The organism is Cryobacterium glucosi, from assembly GCF_004402235.1.
GTDB lineage: Bacteria > Actinomycetota > Actinomycetes > Actinomycetales > Microbacteriaceae > Cryobacterium > Cryobacterium glucosi.
Genome location: NZ_SOFS01000038.1, coordinates 75,839 through 91,950, shown reverse-complemented (window position 1 = coordinate 91,950; position 16,112 = coordinate 75,839). Strand labels below are relative to the sequence as shown.

Sequence of the window (16,112 nt, the reverse complement as noted above, 5' to 3'; positions counted from 1 at the left end):
GGCTCGCCCGCGGCTGATCCGCGCGGCGCCACGCGCGCCCCTGCCCGACCAGCCCGCGCGGCACCCGCGCTCGCGGCACCCGCGCTCGCAGCACCCGCGCTCGCAGCACCCGCGCTCGCAGCACCCGCGAGAGTACACTTTTGGCCCTCAAACTCGCGGTTTAAGGGCCAAAAGTGTACTCTCGCGGGACCCGAAGCGTGCGACACGTGGTATCGCTGCGGCGCGACCCGACCTGCGCGAACCGCGGCGGTCGACCCGCGGCAGGCGACCGGTCAGGCGAGGACGACGGCGCCGTAGGCGAGGGCGGCGATGAGCGCCCAGGAACCGAGGCCGACGGTGAGTGCGCGACCGCCGGTGCGCACGAGCACCCCGAGCTGCACCGCCGCGCCGAGGCCGAAGAGAGCGGTCGCGAGGAAATAGGTCTGCAGGGTGTCAGCGACGAGGAGCACGCCCTCGGGCAACGGCACAAGGGTGCGGAGCATCACGGCAGCCAGAAAGCCCACGACGAAAAGCGGGACGATCGGGGGATGCCGCGTCGAGGCATCCGGGGACACCGCAGCGAGGGTGCCGGTCCGCAGGGGCACCGCATCCGAGGTCGAGGCTGCCGCGCTGCCGTCTCTGCGGCGCTCCTGCAGGGACACCCCGGCGACGATAGGCGCGAGCATGAGCACCCGGGTGAGCTTGACGACGATCGCCACGGCGAGGGCGGCCGGCCCGGCGACCTGGGCGGTGGCGACGACCTGGCCGACATCGTGCACGCTCGCGCCGACCCACTGGCCGTACTGCAGGGCGTCGAGGCCGAGCGGATGCCACAGGGCGGGCAGGACCGCGATCGCGAGGGTTCCGCAGAGGGTGACGAGGGCGATCGGTGTTGCGGTGTCGTCGTCGTCCGCGTGCACCACGGCACTCATGGCGCCGATCGCGGACGCGCCGCAGACCGAGAACCCGGTCGCGATCAGGAGGGGCTGGTGCCCCGGGAGGCCGATCCTGCGGCCGAACCACAGTGTGCCGAAGAACGTGAGAACGACGATCGCGACGGTCGTCGCGATGGTCACCCAGCCGAGGCCGAGGATGTCGACGAGGCTGAGCTTGAGGCCGAGCAGCACGATTCCGAGGCGCATGATGCGTTTGGAGGCGACCGAGAGGCCCGGCGCGAGCACTCCGGTGAGTTGCCGGCGCGCAACCGGCAGCTGGCCGGCGACGATTCCGAACACCACGGCGGCCGTGAGAAGCGGGATCCCGGGGACGAGGGCGTGCACGAGCCCGGCAAGGAGTGCGGCGGCGACCGCGACGAGCACGCCCGGCAGCCACATGGATTCGAGCCTACTCCCGCGTCACCGGCGCCGGTCCCTCACGCCGAGCGCTGGCGTTGCGCCGCTCCGCTGGTGGTGCACCACCCGCGCAACGGCAGAACACCCGCGCTCGGCGGAAAGCCGTCAGCGGTGGTGGAAGCGCGCGACCATGGGGCAGTCGAACGGATCGCGGGCGGCGAGGCCGACCGTGTTCAGGTACTCGATGACGATCCCGTACGACTGGAACAGGCCCGTCTCCGTGTACAGGATGTTGTGCGACTGGCAGTATTCCTTGGTGATCTCCTGCGCCTTCCGCAGGTGCGGGCGGGCCATGTTCGGGAACAGGTGGTGCTCGACCTGGTAGTTCAGGCCGCCCATGAAGGTATCCATGAAGGTGCCGCCGCGGATGTTGCGCGAGGTCAGGACCTGGCGGCGCAGGAAGTCGACCTTGCTGTCGTGGGGGAGCTGCGGCATCCCCTTGTGGTTCGGGGCGAAGGATGCGCCCATGTAGACCCCGAAGACGGCGAGCTGCACGCCGATGAAGGCGAAGGCCATGCCGAGCGGCAGGAAGTAGAAGATCACGGCGACGTAGAGCACGATACGGGTCGTGAGCATGGTGATCTCGAGCCAGCGCTTGTCGACCTTGCCGCGGCCGAAGACCGTGCGGAAGCCCTGGACGTGAAGGTTGAAGCCCTCGGCCATCAGGAGCGGGAAGAACAGGTAGCCCTGCTTGCGCGTGACGAACGAGCCGAGCCAGGACACCTTCGCGGCGTCCTCCTCGCGGAAGACGATGAAGTCGGGGTCGATGTCGGGGTCTTTGCCGATCACGTTCGGGTTGGCGTGGTGGCGGCTGTGCTTGTTCATCCACCAGGCGTAGCTGATGCCGACGAACAGGTTCGCGAGGATACGGCCGGCCTTGTCGTTGGCGGGTCCGGACTCGAACACCTGCCGGTGCGAGGCCTCGTGGGCGAGGAACGCGAACTGGGTGAGGATGATGCCGAGCACGCCGGCGATGATCAGCTGGTACCAGCTGTCGCCGAGGAGCACGAAACCGGTGCCGAGACCCGCAGTTGCGAGGATGAGCATGCCGAAGACGAACCAGTAGAACCCGGTCGCGCGCTTCAGGAGGCCCAGGTTGCGGACAGTGTGCAGCAGCGAGGAGTACTCGGTGGTGGGATTCTTCGAGTCGCCACCCCGACGGGTCTTGACGATGCGCACCGTGGGTGCGACGGATGCTTCCGACATGAGGCCTTTGGTTTGGATCTGGACTTCTCAGTCGGTTCTGGAGCAATCACTCGTGGTGCAGATAGAAGTATCCTACGGGCGCACCCCCGGTCCGTGGGTCGGATTCACAACGGTTTCCCAGTCGCTATATGGCCCAAACGGCATATGAAGAGTCCTCAAATCGCCGAAACGGCACGAAACCGCAGGGTCTCCTTCGCCCGGAATTCCGGGGATCCGGGCGCGGCTATCGCCAGCTCGGCAGCCAAATATGCATCTGCCAGAACGAGAACGGGATCTGCATTCCCGTCCAGAGCGGGTAGAAGAAGGCGCTGACCAGCACCGCAGCCACGAGGTAGCCGATCAGCACACGGATGCCGACGGTCCGGTCCGGTTCGCGCGTCACGGCGTCCGCCCCGACCCCGCCGGTGCCCGGCGCGAGTCCGAGCACGAGACCGATCACGAACGTGAGGGCGAGGATCAGGTACGGCTCGAAGGCGATCGAGTAGAACTGGAAGACCGTTCGGCCGGTGTACATCAGCCAGGGCAGGTACCCGGCGACCATGCCCATCAGAATCAGGCCCACCCGCCATTCCCGGTACCGGGCGAGGCGATAGACGAGGTAGAGCACGGCGGCGGTCCCGGCCCACCAGATCAGCGGGTTGGCGATCTCGGTGATCGCCTCTGAGCAGGTCGAGAAGCTGCAGGTGCCCTCACCGGCCGCAGACGACTGGTAATACATGCTCGTCGGGCGCACCATGAACAGCCAGGTCAGCGGGTTCGACTGGTACGGGTGCGGCGTGACGAGGCCGACGTGATAGGTGTATGCGGCGACCTGGTAGTGCCAGAAACTCTGGACGACATGCGGCACCCAGGCGAATGCCCCGGTCCAGGCCGTCTCGGGTGAGTCTGCCCAGGTGCGGTAGAAGCCGCCCGTGGTGACGAACCAGCCCGTCCACGAGCTGAGGAAGGTCACGACCGCGATCGGCACCATCAGCAGGAAGCTGATCGGACCCTGCTTGAGGATGGCACCGCTCGCCCAGAACGGGATGCCGGCCCGCTGGCGGGCGAGGGCGTCCACGACCACGACGTAGACGCCAAAAGCGGCGAGGAAGTACAGGCCGGACCACTTGACGCTCATGGTCAACCCGAAGGCGAGGCCCGCGGCGAGGAGCCACGGCCGGAACCACATCGCGGGCCCCCAGCCGGGCCACTCGCCCGTCTCCGCCCGTTTCGCCATCCAGGCGGCAAGGCGGGTCGCGTGCCACTCCCGGTCGAGCAGGATCGCCCCGAACCCGAGAAGCGCGAAGAACATCACGTAGTTGTCGAGCAACGCCACCCGGCTCATCACGATCGCGTTGCCGTCGATCGCGAACAGGAACCCGCCGATGACCGCGAGCAGGGTCGAGCCGAACAGCTTCCTGATGATGAGCATCAGCAGCACGACCGCGAGAATGCCGATCAGGGCCGTCACGATGCGCCAGCCCCAGCTGTTTCCCGGCCCGAATGCGGCCATCCCGAGTGAGATCAGCCACTTCCCGAGCGGCGGATGCACGACGAACGATCCGACGTCGGTGAAGATATTCGCATTGCCGTTTGCGAAGATCTCGTCGGCCTTGTCCGGCCAGGTGGACTCGTAGCCGTTGTTGAAGAGGCTCCAGGCATCCTTGACGTAGAAGGTCTCGTCGAAGACGAGCGCGTGCGGGGAGCCGAGGTTCCAGAGGCGGAGAACGGCGGCCACGACGACCACGAACAGGGGGCCGGCCCACGGGAACCAGCGGCGTATGAGGAGCACGCTGACCATCGTAGTGAGCGGTGGTTATGCGCGGACTGCGAGACTGGGGGAATGATCATCCTCGCTGCCACCCCGATTGGAAACCTCGGCGACGTCTCGCGCCGGCTGGTCGAGGCGCTCACGACCGCCACGGTCATCGCGGCGGAGGACACCCGCGTCACCGTGCATCTGCTCAAGGCCCTCGCGATCGAGAACCGTCCGCAGCTGATCAGCCTGCACGACCACAACGAACGGGTGAAGGCGGTTGAGCTCGTCGAGCTGGCCCGGGACACCGACCTGCTCGTGCTGAGCGACGCCGGCATGCCGACCGTCTCCGACCCCGGCTTCCACCTCGTCGACGCCGCCGTCGCCGCCGGCGTCACGGTCACCGTGCTGCCCGGCCCGTCCGCAGTGCTCACCGCCCTCGCCGTCTCCGGGCTGCCGACCGACCGGTTCACCTTCGAGGGCTTCCTGCCCCGCAAGCACGGCGACCGGATGTCTGCCCTCCGCGAGGTGGCCGACGAACGCCGCACCATGGTCTTCTTCGAGTCGCCGAACCGCCTCGCCGCCTCCCTCATCGACCTCGCCGAGGTGCTCGGCGCCGACCGCCGCGTCGTGGTCTGCCGCGAGCTCACCAAGTTCTTCGAGGAGGTCAAGCGCGGCACCGCCGCCGAACTGGCCGAGTGGGCGGCAGCGGGCGTCAAGGGCGAGATCGCGATCGTCGTCGCCGGGGCCGAGAAGCGCGTGCTCGACCTCGCGACCGGGGTCGCGGAGGTGCTCGCCCAGGTCGCGGCCGGCGCCCGGCTCAAGGAGGCCGCAGCAGACGTGTCCGCGGTGTCCGGTCTCGGCAAGCGCGACCTCTACGAGGCCGCCCTCGCGCAGAAGCCGGGGGCGCGTGCACCAGCCGCGCCGCAGCATCCGCCCCTGCCGTTCTGACCCGAACCGAGGCGGGACGTAACCCGGCCCGGGGCATCCGTTGCTCCCAATAGACTGGGGGCATGTCCGCCGGAGCATCCTTTTACATCACCACGCCCATTTTCTATGTGAATGATGTGCCCCACATCGGTCACGCGTACACGGAAGTGGCCGCAGACCTCCTCGCGCGCTGGCACCGGCAGGCCGGCGAGGACGCCTGGCTGCTCACCGGTACCGACGAGCACGGCCAGAAGATCCTGCGGACCGCGACCGCGAACGGCGTCACCCCGAAGGAATGGGCCGACCGCCTCGTCGAGACCGCGTGGAAGCCGCTGCTCAAGACCGTCGACATTCGCAACGACGACTTCATCCGCACGACCGACGAACGCCACGAGGTCAACGCGCAGAAGTTCCTGCAGCACCTCTACGACGCCGGCCATATCTACACGGGCGAGTACGAGGGCTTCTACTGCGTCGGCTGCGAGGAATACAAGCAGCCGAGCGACCTGATCGAGGGCACCGGCGAGTTCATCGGCCAGCAGGTCTGCGCCATCCACTCCCTCCCGGTCGAGCTGCTCCACGAGAAGAACTACTTCTTCCGGATGAGCACCTTCGCCGAGCGCCTGCTCGCCCTCTACGAGGAAGACCCCGACTTCGTCCAGCCCGAGAGCGCCCGCAACGAGGTCATCTCCTTCGTGAAGCAGGGCCTTTCCGACCTGTCGATCTCGCGCTCGAGCTTCGACTGGGGCATCAAGGTGCCGTGGGACGACAGCCACGTCGTCTACGTCTGGTTCGACGCGCTGCTCAACTACATCACCGCCGCCGGTTACGGGCAGGACGACGAGCGGTTCAGCAGGCTCTGGCCGGCCACGCACATCGTCGGCAAGGACATCCTCCGGTTCCACGCCGTGATCTGGCCCGCCATGCTGATGGCCGCCGGGCTCCCGGTGCCGCGCCGGGTCTTCGGCCACGGCTGGTTGCTCGTCGGCGGCGAGAAGATGAGCAAGTCCAAGCTCACCGGCATCGCCCCGAGCCAGATCACCGACACCTTCGGCTCCGACGCGTTCCGCTACTACTTCATGCGCGCCATCAGCTTCGGACAGGACGGCTCGTTCTCCTGGGAGGACCTCTCCGCCCGGTACCAGTCCGAGCTCGCCAACGGCTTCGGTAACCTCGCCTCCCGCGTCATCGCCATGGTCGTGCGCTACTGCGATGGCGAGATCCCGGTCACGACGGCCTTCACCGAGGCGGACGCGGCCATCCGGGCCACCGAGATCCGGGTGACGGATGCCGCGGGCGAGGCCATCTCCCGCCTCGCGATCCACGAGGCGATCGCATCCGTCTGGGAACTCGTCGACGAGCTCAACGGCTACATCACGAGCCAGGAACCGTGGGGCCTCGCCAAGGACCCCGCCGACCGCGACCGGCTCGACGCCGTGCTGTTCACCGCCGTGCGCGGCCTCGGCACCCTCGCCGTGCTGCTCTCCCCGGTCGTCCCCGAGGCGTGCGCCAAGCTCTGGTCCGCCCTCGGCGGAGAGGGCCTCGTCACCGACCAGCGCATCGACCGCGCGTGGGAGTGGACCGGAGGCACCCACGTCTCCCCGCTCGAGGCGCTCTTCCCGCGCATCGAGGCGACGGTTGGCTAACGAACCCGTCCGCCAGCGTGAGCAGACCGCCGGCCGCGACCTGAGCTACCCGGCCCCGCCGGAGTCGCTCCCCGTGCCGGTGTACGACAACCACACCCATCTCGAGATCAGCGACGGCGAGCATCCGCTCAGCCTCGCCGAACAGCTCGACCGGGCCGTGAGCGTGGGCGTGCAGGGCGTGATCCAGGTCGGCGGCGACCGGGAGACCTCCCGCTGGTCGGCCGAGGCCGCCGCGAGCGAGCCACGCATGCTCGCGGCGGTCGCGATCCACCCGAACGAGGCACCGGACTACGAACAGGCCGGCACGCTCGACGACGCCCTCGCCGAGATCAGCGAACTCGCCGGGCGCCCGCGGGTCGTCGCGATCGGCGAGACCGGGCTCGACTTCTTCCGCACCGGGCCGGAGGGGCTCGCCGCCCAGTACCGCAGCTTCGAGGCGCACATCGAGATCGCGAAGCAGAACGGCCTCGCCCTGCAGATCCACGACCGCAACGCGCACGCCGAGGTCATCGCGACCCTGCTGCGGGTCGGCGCCCCCGAGCGCACGGTCTTCCACTGCTTCTCCGGGGACGCCGAGATGGCCGCGATCTGTGCAGAACACGGCTGGTACCTCTCCTTCGCCGGCAACGTCACGTTCAAGAACGCCGGCATGCTCCGCGCGGCCCTCGCCGCTGCTCCCCGCGAGCTGCTGCTCGTCGAGACGGATGCCCCCTTCCTCACCCCCATGCCCTTCCGCGGCCGACCGAACGCGCCGTACCTGCTGCCGCACACCCTGCGCGCGATGGCCAACCACCTCGAAACGGATGTCGCCATGCTGGCCGCCCAGATCTCCACCACCACCGAACGCGTCTACGGGCGCTGGGATGCCGAACCCGTCGTGCCGGCGCCGTCCGCGCCGACCGTCAGCCTCGGGGGACTCCGGTGAGCGACGCCGAGAACACTCCGGTGACCCCGGCCACGGATGCCGCCCTGCCCGTCGAGCCCGCGGCATCCGCCGCGCCCACACCGCGCTCACTGCTCGGCCCCGCCGAGATCCGCGACCTCGCCGAGATGCTCGGCGTGAACCCGACCAAGAAGCTCGGCCAGAACTTCGTGATCGACGGCAACACCGTCCGCCGCATCGTCAAGGTCGCCGCGATCACCCCAGAGGACACCGTCGTCGAGGTCGGACCCGGCCTCGGCTCGCTCACCCTCGGCCTGCTCGAGACCGGTGCGCGCGTCGTCGCCGTCGAGATCGACGACCGCCTCGCCGAGCAGCTCCCGCTCACCGTCGAGCTGATGCACCCGGACGCGCCGCTCGTCGTGCTCCGCGCCGACGCGCTCAAGATCACCGACCTGCCGGGGGAGCCGACCCGGCTCGTCGCCAACCTGCCGTACAACGTCTCGGTGCCGGTGCTGCTGCACATGCTCGAGCACTTCCCGTCGATCCGCGCCGGCGTCGTGATGGTGCAGGCCGAGGTCGGCGAACGGCTCGCCGCGCCCCCCGGCTCGAAGGTCTACGGCAGCCCGAGCGTCAAGGCCGCCTGGTACGGGGCCTTCCGCACCGCGGGCAAGGTCAGCCGCCAGGTGTTCTGGCCGGTGCCGAACGTCGACTCGATCCTGATCGCGTTCCAGCGCCGCGAGAGCCCGCTCGAGAGCGAGGACCTGCGCCTCGCGACGTTCGCGCTCGTCGACGGCGCCTTCCAGCAGCGCCGCAAGATGCTCCGCCAGTCGCTCTCGACCGTGCTCGGCGACTCGGCAACGGCGACCGCGATCCTCGAAGCCGCGGGCATCGACCCCACCGAGCGCGGCGAACAGCTCACCGTCGACGCCTTCCTCGCCATCGCCAGGTCCTGGACCGCCGCCGACCCGTCCTGACCCCGCGCACGAGGGGGCTGTGCGGCTGAGCTAGGTTAGAACCATGACCAACGCGGCCACATCTCACGTTGTGCACGCGCGGGCGCCGGGCAAGATCAACGTCTTCCTGAAGGTCGGTGCCGTGCTCGAAGACGGCTACCACGAAGTCGCGACCGCCTACCAGGCCGTGTCGCTCAGCGAAGACGTGCGCGCCTATCCCGCCGACGACTTCTCCTGCGAATTCACCGGCTCGATCGACACCTCCGGCCTTGCGACCGACGGCAGCAACCTCGCGATCCGGGCCGCTCGCGCCCTTGCCCGCCGGTCCGGCTACCGCGGCGGCGTTCATCTCAAACTTGAGAAGAACGTGCCGATCGCCGGGGGAATGGGCGGCGGATCGGCCGACGCCGCCGCAACCCTGCTCGCGTGCGACGCCCTCTGGGGCACCGAGGCGACCCGCGAGGAACTGCTCGCCATCGCCGCGACTCTCGGCGCCGACGTCCCCTTCGCGTTCACGGGCGGCACCGCCGTCGGCACCGGCCGCGGCGACCAGTTGAGCCCCGCGCTCGCCAAGGGCCAGTTCCACTGGGTGCTCGCCCTGGCCGACTTCGGCATGTCCACCCCCGGCGTGTACCAGGAACTCGACCGCCACCGTGAGCGCCATGCCCAGGACATCTTCCCGGCGCAGGCGCAGCCGACGGTCGACGCCAACGTGCTCCAGGCCCTGCGCGCCGGCGACGCCCGGATGCTCGCCGAGTCCCTGCACAACGACCTCCAGGCCCCGGCGCTGCACCTCGCCCCCGGCCTCGGCAAGGTCATCGAGCTCGGCGAGGAGAACGGCGCCCTCGCCGGCATCGTCTCCGGGTCCGGTCCAACGGTCGCGTTCCTCGTGGCGGATGCCGACAGCGCGCTCGAGCTCCAGGTCGCGCTGAGCGCCTCCCGCCTGCACGTGGTGCGGGCGACGGGCCCGGTCCACGGCGCCCGTCTCGTCCACGACTGAGCCGCGGCATCCGCCTGCCCCGACCTGCGCGCCGGGCTCCCAGCCGCGCACGGTAAAGTTGTAAGCTATGGCACATTTGCTCGGGGCCGAGTCCCTGCACCTTGAATACCCCACCCGCGTCATCTTCGACTCCGTCACCGTCGGACTCAACGAGGGCGACCGCATCGGAGTCGTGGGGCGCAACGGTGACGGCAAGTCCACCCTGCTGAGCCTCCTCGCCGGACGCATCGAACCCGACTCCGGCCGCGTCACCCGCCGCCGCGGCGTCACGATCGGCGTGCTCGACCAGTCCGACGCCCTCGCCTCAGGCCAGACCGTCGGCCACACCGTCGTCGGCACCATGGACGAGCACCTCTGGGCCGGGGACGCCAAAGTCCGCGACGTCATCGGCGGACTCGTGCGCGACATCCCCTGGGACGCACTCGTCGACGACCTTTCCGGTGGCCAGCGCCGCCGGGTCGCCCTCGCCGCCGTGCTGATCGGCGACCACGACGTGATCTTCCTCGATGAGCCCACCAACCACCTCGACGTCGAGGGCATCACCTGGCTCGCCGGGCACCTGCGCAACCGCTGGGCGACGAACTCCGGCGGCCTCGTGGTCGTGACCCACGACCGGTGGTTCCTCGACGAGGTCTGCAACCAGACCTGGGAGGTGCACGACCGTCTGATCGAACCCTTCGAGGGCGGCTACGCCGCGTACATCCTGCAGCGCGTCGAGCGCGACCGGATGAGCGCCGCGACAGAGTCGAAGCGCCAGAACCTGATGAAGAAGGAGCTCGCCTGGCTCCGCCGCGGCGCCCCCGCCCGCACCGCCAAGCCCAAGTTCCGCATCGACGCGGCCAACGAGCTCATCGAGAACGAGCCGCCGCCCCGCGACACCGTCACGATGCAGTCGATGGCGATGCAGCGCCTCGGCAAGGACGTCGTCGACCTCATCGACGTCTCGGTGGACTTCGAGGACAAGCACGTGCTGAAGGACATCACCTGGCGGATCGCCCCAGGGGAACGCACCGGCATCATGGGCGTCAACGGCGCGGGCAAGTCCACGCTGCTGAACCTCGTCGCCGGTACCCTCCAGCCGACGAGCGGCCACGTCAAGCGCGGCAAAACCATCAAGGTCGCCGTGCTCACCCAGCAGCTCTTCGAGCTCGAGGGCATCCAGAACGACCGGGTCAGCGAGGTCATCGGCCGCCAGAAGACGAGCTACATCGCCGGAGGCAAGGAGATCACCCCCGGCCAGATGCTCGAGCGGATGGGCTTCATGAGCGCCCAGCTCGTCACCCAGGTCAAGGACCTCTCCGGTGGCCAGAAGCGCCGCCTGCAGCTGCTGCTGATCGTGCTCGACGAGCCGAACGTGCTCATCCTCGACGAGCCCACCAACGACCTGGACACCGACATGCTCGCGGCCATGGAGGACCTGCTCGACTCCTTCCCCGGCACCCTGCTCGTCGTCTCGCACGACCGGTACCTGATCGAACGCGTCACCGACAACCAGTACGCGGTCACCGAGGGCGGCTTCCGCCACCTGCCCGGCGGCGTCGACCAGTACCTCGAGATGCGCAAGCAGCAGATCAACGACTCCGACAAGCCCGCAGAGGCGAACGCCTCGAACACCTCCGGCGGCAAGCCGGCCAGGAACCTGGCCATCGGCGGCGCAGAGCTCCGCAACGCGCAGAAGGAGCTCGCCTCCATCGAGCGCAAGGTCGCCAAGCAGAAGTCCCGGATCGTGGTGTTGAACCAGAACATGGTCAGCCACGACCAGAACGACTACGCAGGCCTCGGCGAGCTCGGCACCGAGCTGCAGGGTCTCGAATCCTCCATCTCGAGCTTCGAAACTCGCTGGCTCGAACTTTCGACGCTGATCGAGGGTTAAAACCGCGGATGCTGTGACCGCGTGTTACGCAGCGGCGTGCGCGGCGCAGCATCCTTTGTTAACCTGAAGGTGTGCCTCGCGATGCAGCGGCACAGACTCCCACCCCTTCGTGCCGTGGCTTTGCTGTGCCGTCGATTGCCGGGGCTCGTCCACGAGACAGCACTCGCGGCTCTCACCCGCAGCACACCCAAGGGGATTCACCACGTGAAAAAGTCAACTCTGTCCAAGCGCTTGCTCGCGGCTCTCGCGACCGTCCCGCTCCTCGCCCTGCTCGCCGGGTGCGCCGGCGGCACGGCGGATGCCGGCAGCGACAAGACTGTCAAGATCGGCGTCGTCGGCGCGAGCGACCCGTACTGGGCCGTCTACACGAAGGCCGCCGCCGATGCGGGAATCAAGGTCGAGATCGTCGACTTCTCCGCATACGACCAGCCGAACCCCGCGCTGACCGCCGGTGAGATCGACCTCAACCAGTTCCAGCACCTCGTCTACCTCGCGCAGTACAACACGGCGAGCAACGCGGACCTCACCCCGATCGGTTCGACGGCGATCTACCCGCTCGGCCTGTACTCGACGAAGTACAAGAAGGTCAGCGAGATCCAGAAGGGCGACACCATCGCGGTGCCGAACGACGCGAGCAACCTGGCCCGCGCGCTCCTCGTGCTGCAGTCGGCCAAGCTCATCACGCTGAAGGACGGCGGCTCGATCTTCTCGACCCTCGACGACATCGACACGTCGGCCTCCAAGGTCACCGTCACCGCGCTCGAGGCCTCCCTCACCGCGACTTCGCTTCCTGACGTCGCCGGCGCGATCATCAACAACGACTTCGTCGAGAAGGCCGGACTGAAGTTCACCGACGCCCTCGCCAAGGATGACCCGGCCGACCCGACCGCCATCCCCTACGTCAACGTGTTCGTCGCCCGCGCCGCGGACAAGGACAACGCGACCTACCAGAAGCTCGTCCAGATCTATCAGGACACCCAGGCCGTGCAGGACGGCGTGCTCGCCGTCTCCGGCGGCTCCGGTGTTCTCGTGAAGACCCCGGTCGCCGACCTGGTCTCCTCGCTCGCCACGGTCGTCGCGGACACCAAGGCCAACAAGAAGTAGTCGCCCCCGGTTGCCCGGATGCCCGCTTCGCACTCGCGAGGCGGGCATCCGGTGTGAAACCAGAGAATTCCAGGAGAGTTGAATGCCGATCGTCGAATTGCGCGGTGTCAGCAAGATCTACCCACCCCACGAAAAGGGCGGCAGCGACGTCGTCGCGATCGACGACGTCAGCCTGGCCGTCGAGGCCGGCGACGTCTACGGGATCATCGGCTACTCGGGAGCCGGCAAGAGCACCCTCGTGCGCCTCGTGAACGCGCTCGAACGGTCAACGTCCGGAGAGATCCTGATCAACGGACGGGACATCGCCGGCCTGGCAGAGCGCGAACTGCGCAGCGTGCGTCTCGGCATCGGCATGATCTTCCAGCAGTTCAACCTGCTCGGCTCGCGCAGCGTCGCGGCCAACGTGTCCTATCCGCTCGAGGTGGCGCACCGGCCCAAGGCCGAACGCGCCAAGCGGGTCGCCGAGATGCTCGACTTCGTCGGCCTCGCCGACAAGGCCCGCGCGTACCCCGACCAGCTCTCCGGCGGCCAGAAGCAGCGCGTCGGCATCGCCCGCGCCCTCGCGAGCCAGCCCGCCATCCTCCTCGCCGACGAGGCCACGAGCGCCCTCGACCCCGAGACGACCCACGAAGTGCTCGACCTGCTGACCCGGGTCAACCGGGAATTCGGTGTGACGATCATCGTGATCACGCACGAGATGGACGTGATTCAGACGATCGCGAGCAAGGTCGCGGTGATGGACCAGGGCCGGGTCATCGAACGCGGTGACGTGTTCGATGTGTTCTCGAACCCGCAGCAGCCGGCATCCGCCCGGTTCGTCTCAACCGTCGTCAAGGGCATCCCGAGCGCCGACGAGCTCGCCGTGCTGCGCAGACGCCACCCCGGGCGGATCGTGTCCCTCGCCTTCCGCGACAACACGGTCGACCAGGCCCGTGTCTTCGGCGAACTGGCTCGCGCCGGCGTCGCATTCGAGGTCGTCTTCGGCGGCATCAACGAAGTGCAGGGCCGCTCCTTCGGGCATCTCACCCTCGCGCTCAGCGACGCCACGGCGGCGGATGCCCGCACAGCGTCTGCCGGCAGCGCGGACGACCGCATCGATGCGGTCCTCGATCGGATCAGAACACTCACGACCGTCACGGAGGTGCGCTGATGGAATCCCTCATCGAACTGCTGCCCCAGCTCTGGAAGGCCGCAGGGGAGACGCTCTACATCGTCGGCCTCACCCTGTTCTTCGGGGGCCTCGGCGGCCTGATCGTCGGCCTCGGCCTGTACCTGACCCGCGGCGGCAGCCTGCTCGCCAACAAACCCGTGTTCGTGGTGCTGAACCTGCTGGTCAACTTCGTGCGGCCCATCCCGTTCATCATCTTCCTCGCCGCCGCGCAGCCGCTCGCCCGGCTCGTGGTCGGAACCGGAATCGGCAATAACGCGATCATCTTCACGATCTCGCTCGCGGCATCCTTCGCGATGGGCCGTATCGTCGAGCAGAACCTGCTCACCGTGACGCCCGGCGTGATCGAGGCCGCCCGCAGCGTGGGCGCCGGAACGGCCCGGATCATCTTCACCGTGCTCCTGCCCGAGGCGCTCGGTCCGCTGATCCTCGGCTACACGTTCATCTTCGTCGCGCTCGTCGACATGTCGGCGGTCGCCGGGTACGTCGGTGGCGGCGGCCTCGGTAACTTCGCCCTGCTCTACGGGTACCGCCAGTTCAACCCGATCGTGACCTGGGCTGCCGTGCTGCTGATCATCGTGCTCGTCCAGTTGGTGCAGTACCTCGGGAACACGCTGGCGCGAAAGGCGTTCCGCCGCTAGGCGTTCTCGAAACTGTTGCCGGGCCGGACAGCTTCCGTTCACCCCCCGGCAAGGTGACACTCCCGGGCCGGACACCTGAGGCCAGCACAGTATTGCCGGGGCTGGCCCACCCGAGCCGGCACACAGTCTCGACTGCACCCGTCGCTGTTTGGTTCAGGCCGTTGGAGTCGCTGTGTCGCCCCGCCCAAGTGTGGTCTTCTCGGCCTTCCGTTCCAACGCGGACCCGCGCCTGCAGGGCTGGGTCGCCTTCCGGGAGAGCGTTCAGTCCGGTGCCCGCGGCGGCGACGTCGCCCGCGTCAGCGGACTCGCACGCGCCGGCGAACTCGCTCGCACGGGAGAACTCGCCCGCACCGGAACGACCGACCGGGTGGCCGAGGGCCGGGATCGCTCCCGTGGCCTCGCCACCGTCGCCGACTCCGGCCACTCCGGCATCTGGCGGCTGCTCGCCTCGAACAGCCGCGAGCTCGGCCGCAGCTCCTCGGTCTACGGCTCGTTCGCCGGCGCGCGGGCTCATGTCCTCGAACTCAAGGACCAGTGCGACGCGATGGTCGCGACCGTCGTCACCGGGCCGTCGGCAGGCACCCATGGCTGGGTGGTCACCATCGGCGAACGCATCGTGATGACAGCGGGACGCTGGTACGGCGCCGCCTCCGCGAGCCGGGAAGCCGCCGCCGGCACGATCGAAGCCTTCCGCGTCGCGCTCGTCGCCGAAGACGCCCGCCACGCGACCGAGGCCGGCCGCCGGGGCAGCCGGGTGCTCAGCGAGGCCGAACGGGCCCAGGCGTGGTGAGCGGCACACGGCTCCGCGGCCTGCGCGGCTGGATCGGTGCCGCAGCGACCGCCGGGCTGCTCTGCTGGGTCGTCTTCGGCTGGCTCGTACCCGGCTTCACCGCACCGGAAGGCATCCGGGCGAGCGTGGCGGCCGTGGCCGCCGACGCTGTTCCCTCCGTTCCCACGGCAGCGGATGCCGCAGCGACCGTGACCGTGACGCCGGCGACTCCCGCTCCGGCGGCCGACCAGTCCGCCGCCGGCTCGTCCCTCGCGTCGACAGGGGAAACCGCGCTGCTCACCGGGAACGCTGCGCTCGTGGACGCGGACTGGGCTGCCCGCGTGGCCGCGGCCACCGGCATCCCGCGGCGGGCCATGCTCGGCTATGCGGGTGCCTCGCTCGCCCTCGCCGCCGAACAGCCCGGTTGCCGACTCGGCTGGAGCACCCTCGCCGGCCTCGGCAACATCGAGTCCGGGCACGGCACCCACGCGGGCTCGGTGCTCGGTACCGACGGTACCGCCCGGCCCGGCATCTTCGGTCCGGCCCTCGACGGCTCTGATTTCGCAGCGATGAGCGACACCGACGGCGGCGCCTGGGACGGCAGTGCGGCGTGGGACCGTGCGGTCGGCCCGCTGCAGTTCATCCCCGCGACCTGGCAGCGCTGGGGCGCCGACGGCAACCGGGACGGTGTCGACGACCCGCAGCAGATCGACGACGCCGCCCTCGCAGCCGGGCGCTACCTGTGCAACTACGGCGACCTCGCGCTGCCCGACCGCTGGCGCGCGGCCGTCTTCGCGTACAACCACGTCGACTCCTATGTCACCGCCGTCGCCGGTTACGCGAACACCTACGCCGCCCGGGCGAAGTAGCCCT

General features: G+C 69.0%; 14 protein-coding genes. 11 read left to right on the top strand and 3 right to left on the bottom strand.

What is annotated here, in order from left to right; translation table 11 throughout:
- Positions 1-272: 272 nt before the first annotated feature.
- The 3 genes from E3O46_RS15620 to E3O46_RS15610 all read right to left on the bottom strand — a co-directional run bounded on the left by E3O46_RS15620 (position 273) and on the right by E3O46_RS15610 (position 4,308).
- Entirely contained in the window at positions 273-1,313 is a 1,041-nt protein-coding gene (locus tag E3O46_RS15620; protein ID WP_134562027.1) for a YeiH family protein, read from the bottom strand.
- Between the two features lie 123 nt (positions 1,314-1,436).
- Positions 1,437-2,537 carry a fatty acid desaturase family protein gene (locus E3O46_RS15615; RefSeq protein ID WP_134562026.1) on the bottom strand — a complete coding sequence of 367 codons (1,101 nt, stop codon included), beginning with the start codon at positions 2,535-2,537 and terminating at the stop codon, positions 1,437-1,439.
- Between the two features lie 223 nt (positions 2,538-2,760).
- Entirely contained in the window at positions 2,761-4,308 is a 1,548-nt protein-coding gene (locus E3O46_RS15610; protein WP_241975204.1) for a dolichyl-phosphate-mannose--protein mannosyltransferase, read from the bottom strand.
- A 51-nt stretch (positions 4,309-4,359) separates the two neighbouring features.
- On the opposite strand from E3O46_RS15610, the gene rsmI reads away from it, so the two are divergent.
- The 11 genes from rsmI (at position 4,360) to E3O46_RS15555 (ending at position 16,108) form a co-directional block, all read left to right on the top strand.
- Entirely contained in the window at positions 4,360-5,223 is an 864-nt protein-coding gene (gene rsmI / locus E3O46_RS15605; RefSeq protein ID WP_134562025.1) for a 16S rRNA (cytidine(1402)-2'-O)-methyltransferase, read from the top strand.
- Between the two features lie 62 nt (positions 5,224-5,285).
- Positions 5,286-6,848, top strand: a complete 1,563-nt coding sequence (metG, locus tag E3O46_RS15600) for a methionine--tRNA ligase (RefSeq protein WP_134558181.1) — start codon at positions 5,286-5,288, stop codon at positions 6,846-6,848.
- Positions 6,841-7,773: a TatD family hydrolase gene (locus E3O46_RS15595; RefSeq protein ID WP_134558182.1), complete on the top strand. Its 933-nt coding sequence runs from the start codon at positions 6,841-6,843 to the stop codon at positions 7,771-7,773. Before metG ends, E3O46_RS15595 begins: the two co-directional genes overlap by 8 nt.
- Positions 7,774-7,898: 125 nt before the next feature.
- On the top strand, positions 7,899-8,705 hold the full coding sequence (rsmA, locus tag E3O46_RS15590) for a 16S rRNA (adenine(1518)-N(6)/adenine(1519)-N(6))-dimethyltransferase RsmA (protein ID WP_241975210.1): 807 nt from the start codon (positions 7,899-7,901) through the stop codon (positions 8,703-8,705).
- A 43-nt stretch (positions 8,706-8,748) separates the two neighbouring features.
- Positions 8,749-9,684, top strand: a complete 936-nt coding sequence (locus tag E3O46_RS15585) for a 4-(cytidine 5'-diphospho)-2-C-methyl-D-erythritol kinase (RefSeq protein ID WP_134448211.1) — start codon at positions 8,749-8,751, stop codon at positions 9,682-9,684.
- Between the two features lie 67 nt (positions 9,685-9,751).
- Positions 9,752-11,557 carry an ABC-F family ATP-binding cassette domain-containing protein gene (locus tag E3O46_RS15580; protein ID WP_134448213.1) on the top strand — a complete coding sequence of 602 codons (1,806 nt, stop codon included), beginning with the start codon at positions 9,752-9,754 and terminating at the stop codon, positions 11,555-11,557.
- 219 nt (positions 11,558-11,776) lie between these two features.
- Complete coding sequence (locus E3O46_RS15575) at positions 11,777-12,661, top strand: MetQ/NlpA family ABC transporter substrate-binding protein (RefSeq protein ID WP_134448331.1); 885 nt, start codon at positions 11,777-11,779, stop codon at positions 12,659-12,661.
- Positions 12,662-12,743: 82 nt separating this feature from the next.
- Positions 12,744-13,811, top strand: a complete 1,068-nt coding sequence (locus E3O46_RS15570) for a methionine ABC transporter ATP-binding protein (protein ID WP_134558184.1) — start codon at positions 12,744-12,746, stop codon at positions 13,809-13,811.
- Entirely contained in the window at positions 13,811-14,470 is a 660-nt protein-coding gene (locus tag E3O46_RS15565) for a methionine ABC transporter permease (protein ID WP_134448217.1), read from the top strand. The genes E3O46_RS15570 and E3O46_RS15565 overlap by 1 nt, the downstream gene beginning before the upstream one ends.
- Before the next feature lie 172 nt (positions 14,471-14,642).
- A complete protein-coding gene (locus E3O46_RS15560; protein ID WP_134448219.1) occupies positions 14,643-15,260 on the top strand; it encodes a hypothetical protein in 618 nt (205 codons plus the stop codon).
- Positions 15,257-16,108 (top strand): lytic transglycosylase domain-containing protein, encoded by an 852-nt coding sequence (locus E3O46_RS15555; RefSeq protein WP_134448221.1) that lies wholly within the window; start codon positions 15,257-15,259, stop codon positions 16,106-16,108. The genes E3O46_RS15560 and E3O46_RS15555 overlap by 4 nt, the downstream gene beginning before the upstream one ends.
- Positions 16,109-16,112 lie beyond the last annotated feature (4 nt).

Excerpts from the sequence above, each read along its gene's own strand:
- E3O46_RS15580 (WP_134448213.1), top strand. The coding sequence starts at position 9,752 with ATGGCACATTTGCTCGGGGCCGAGTCCCTGCACCTTGAATACCCCACC.
- rsmI (WP_134562025.1), top strand. The coding sequence starts at position 4,360 with ATGATCATCCTCGCTGCCACCCCGATTGGAAACCTCGGCGACGTCTCG.
- metG (WP_134558181.1), top strand. The coding sequence starts at position 5,286 with ATGTCCGCCGGAGCATCCTTTTACATCACCACGCCCATTTTCTATGTG.
- E3O46_RS15570 (WP_134558184.1), top strand. The coding sequence starts at position 12,744 with ATGCCGATCGTCGAATTGCGCGGTGTCAGCAAGATCTACCCACCCCAC.
- E3O46_RS15615 (WP_134562026.1), bottom strand. The coding sequence starts at position 2,537 with ATGTCGGAAGCATCCGTCGCACCCACGGTGCGCATCGTCAAGACCCGT.
- E3O46_RS15620 (WP_134562027.1), bottom strand. The coding sequence starts at position 1,313 with ATGTGGCTGCCGGGCGTGCTCGTCGCGGTCGCCGCCGCACTCCTTGCC.
- E3O46_RS15585 (WP_134448211.1), top strand. The coding sequence starts at position 8,749 with ATGACCAACGCGGCCACATCTCACGTTGTGCACGCGCGGGCGCCGGGC.
- rsmA (WP_241975210.1), top strand. The coding sequence starts at position 7,899 with ATGCTCGGCGTGAACCCGACCAAGAAGCTCGGCCAGAACTTCGTGATC.
- E3O46_RS15565 (WP_134448217.1), top strand. The coding sequence starts at position 13,811 with ATGGAATCCCTCATCGAACTGCTGCCCCAGCTCTGGAAGGCCGCAGGG.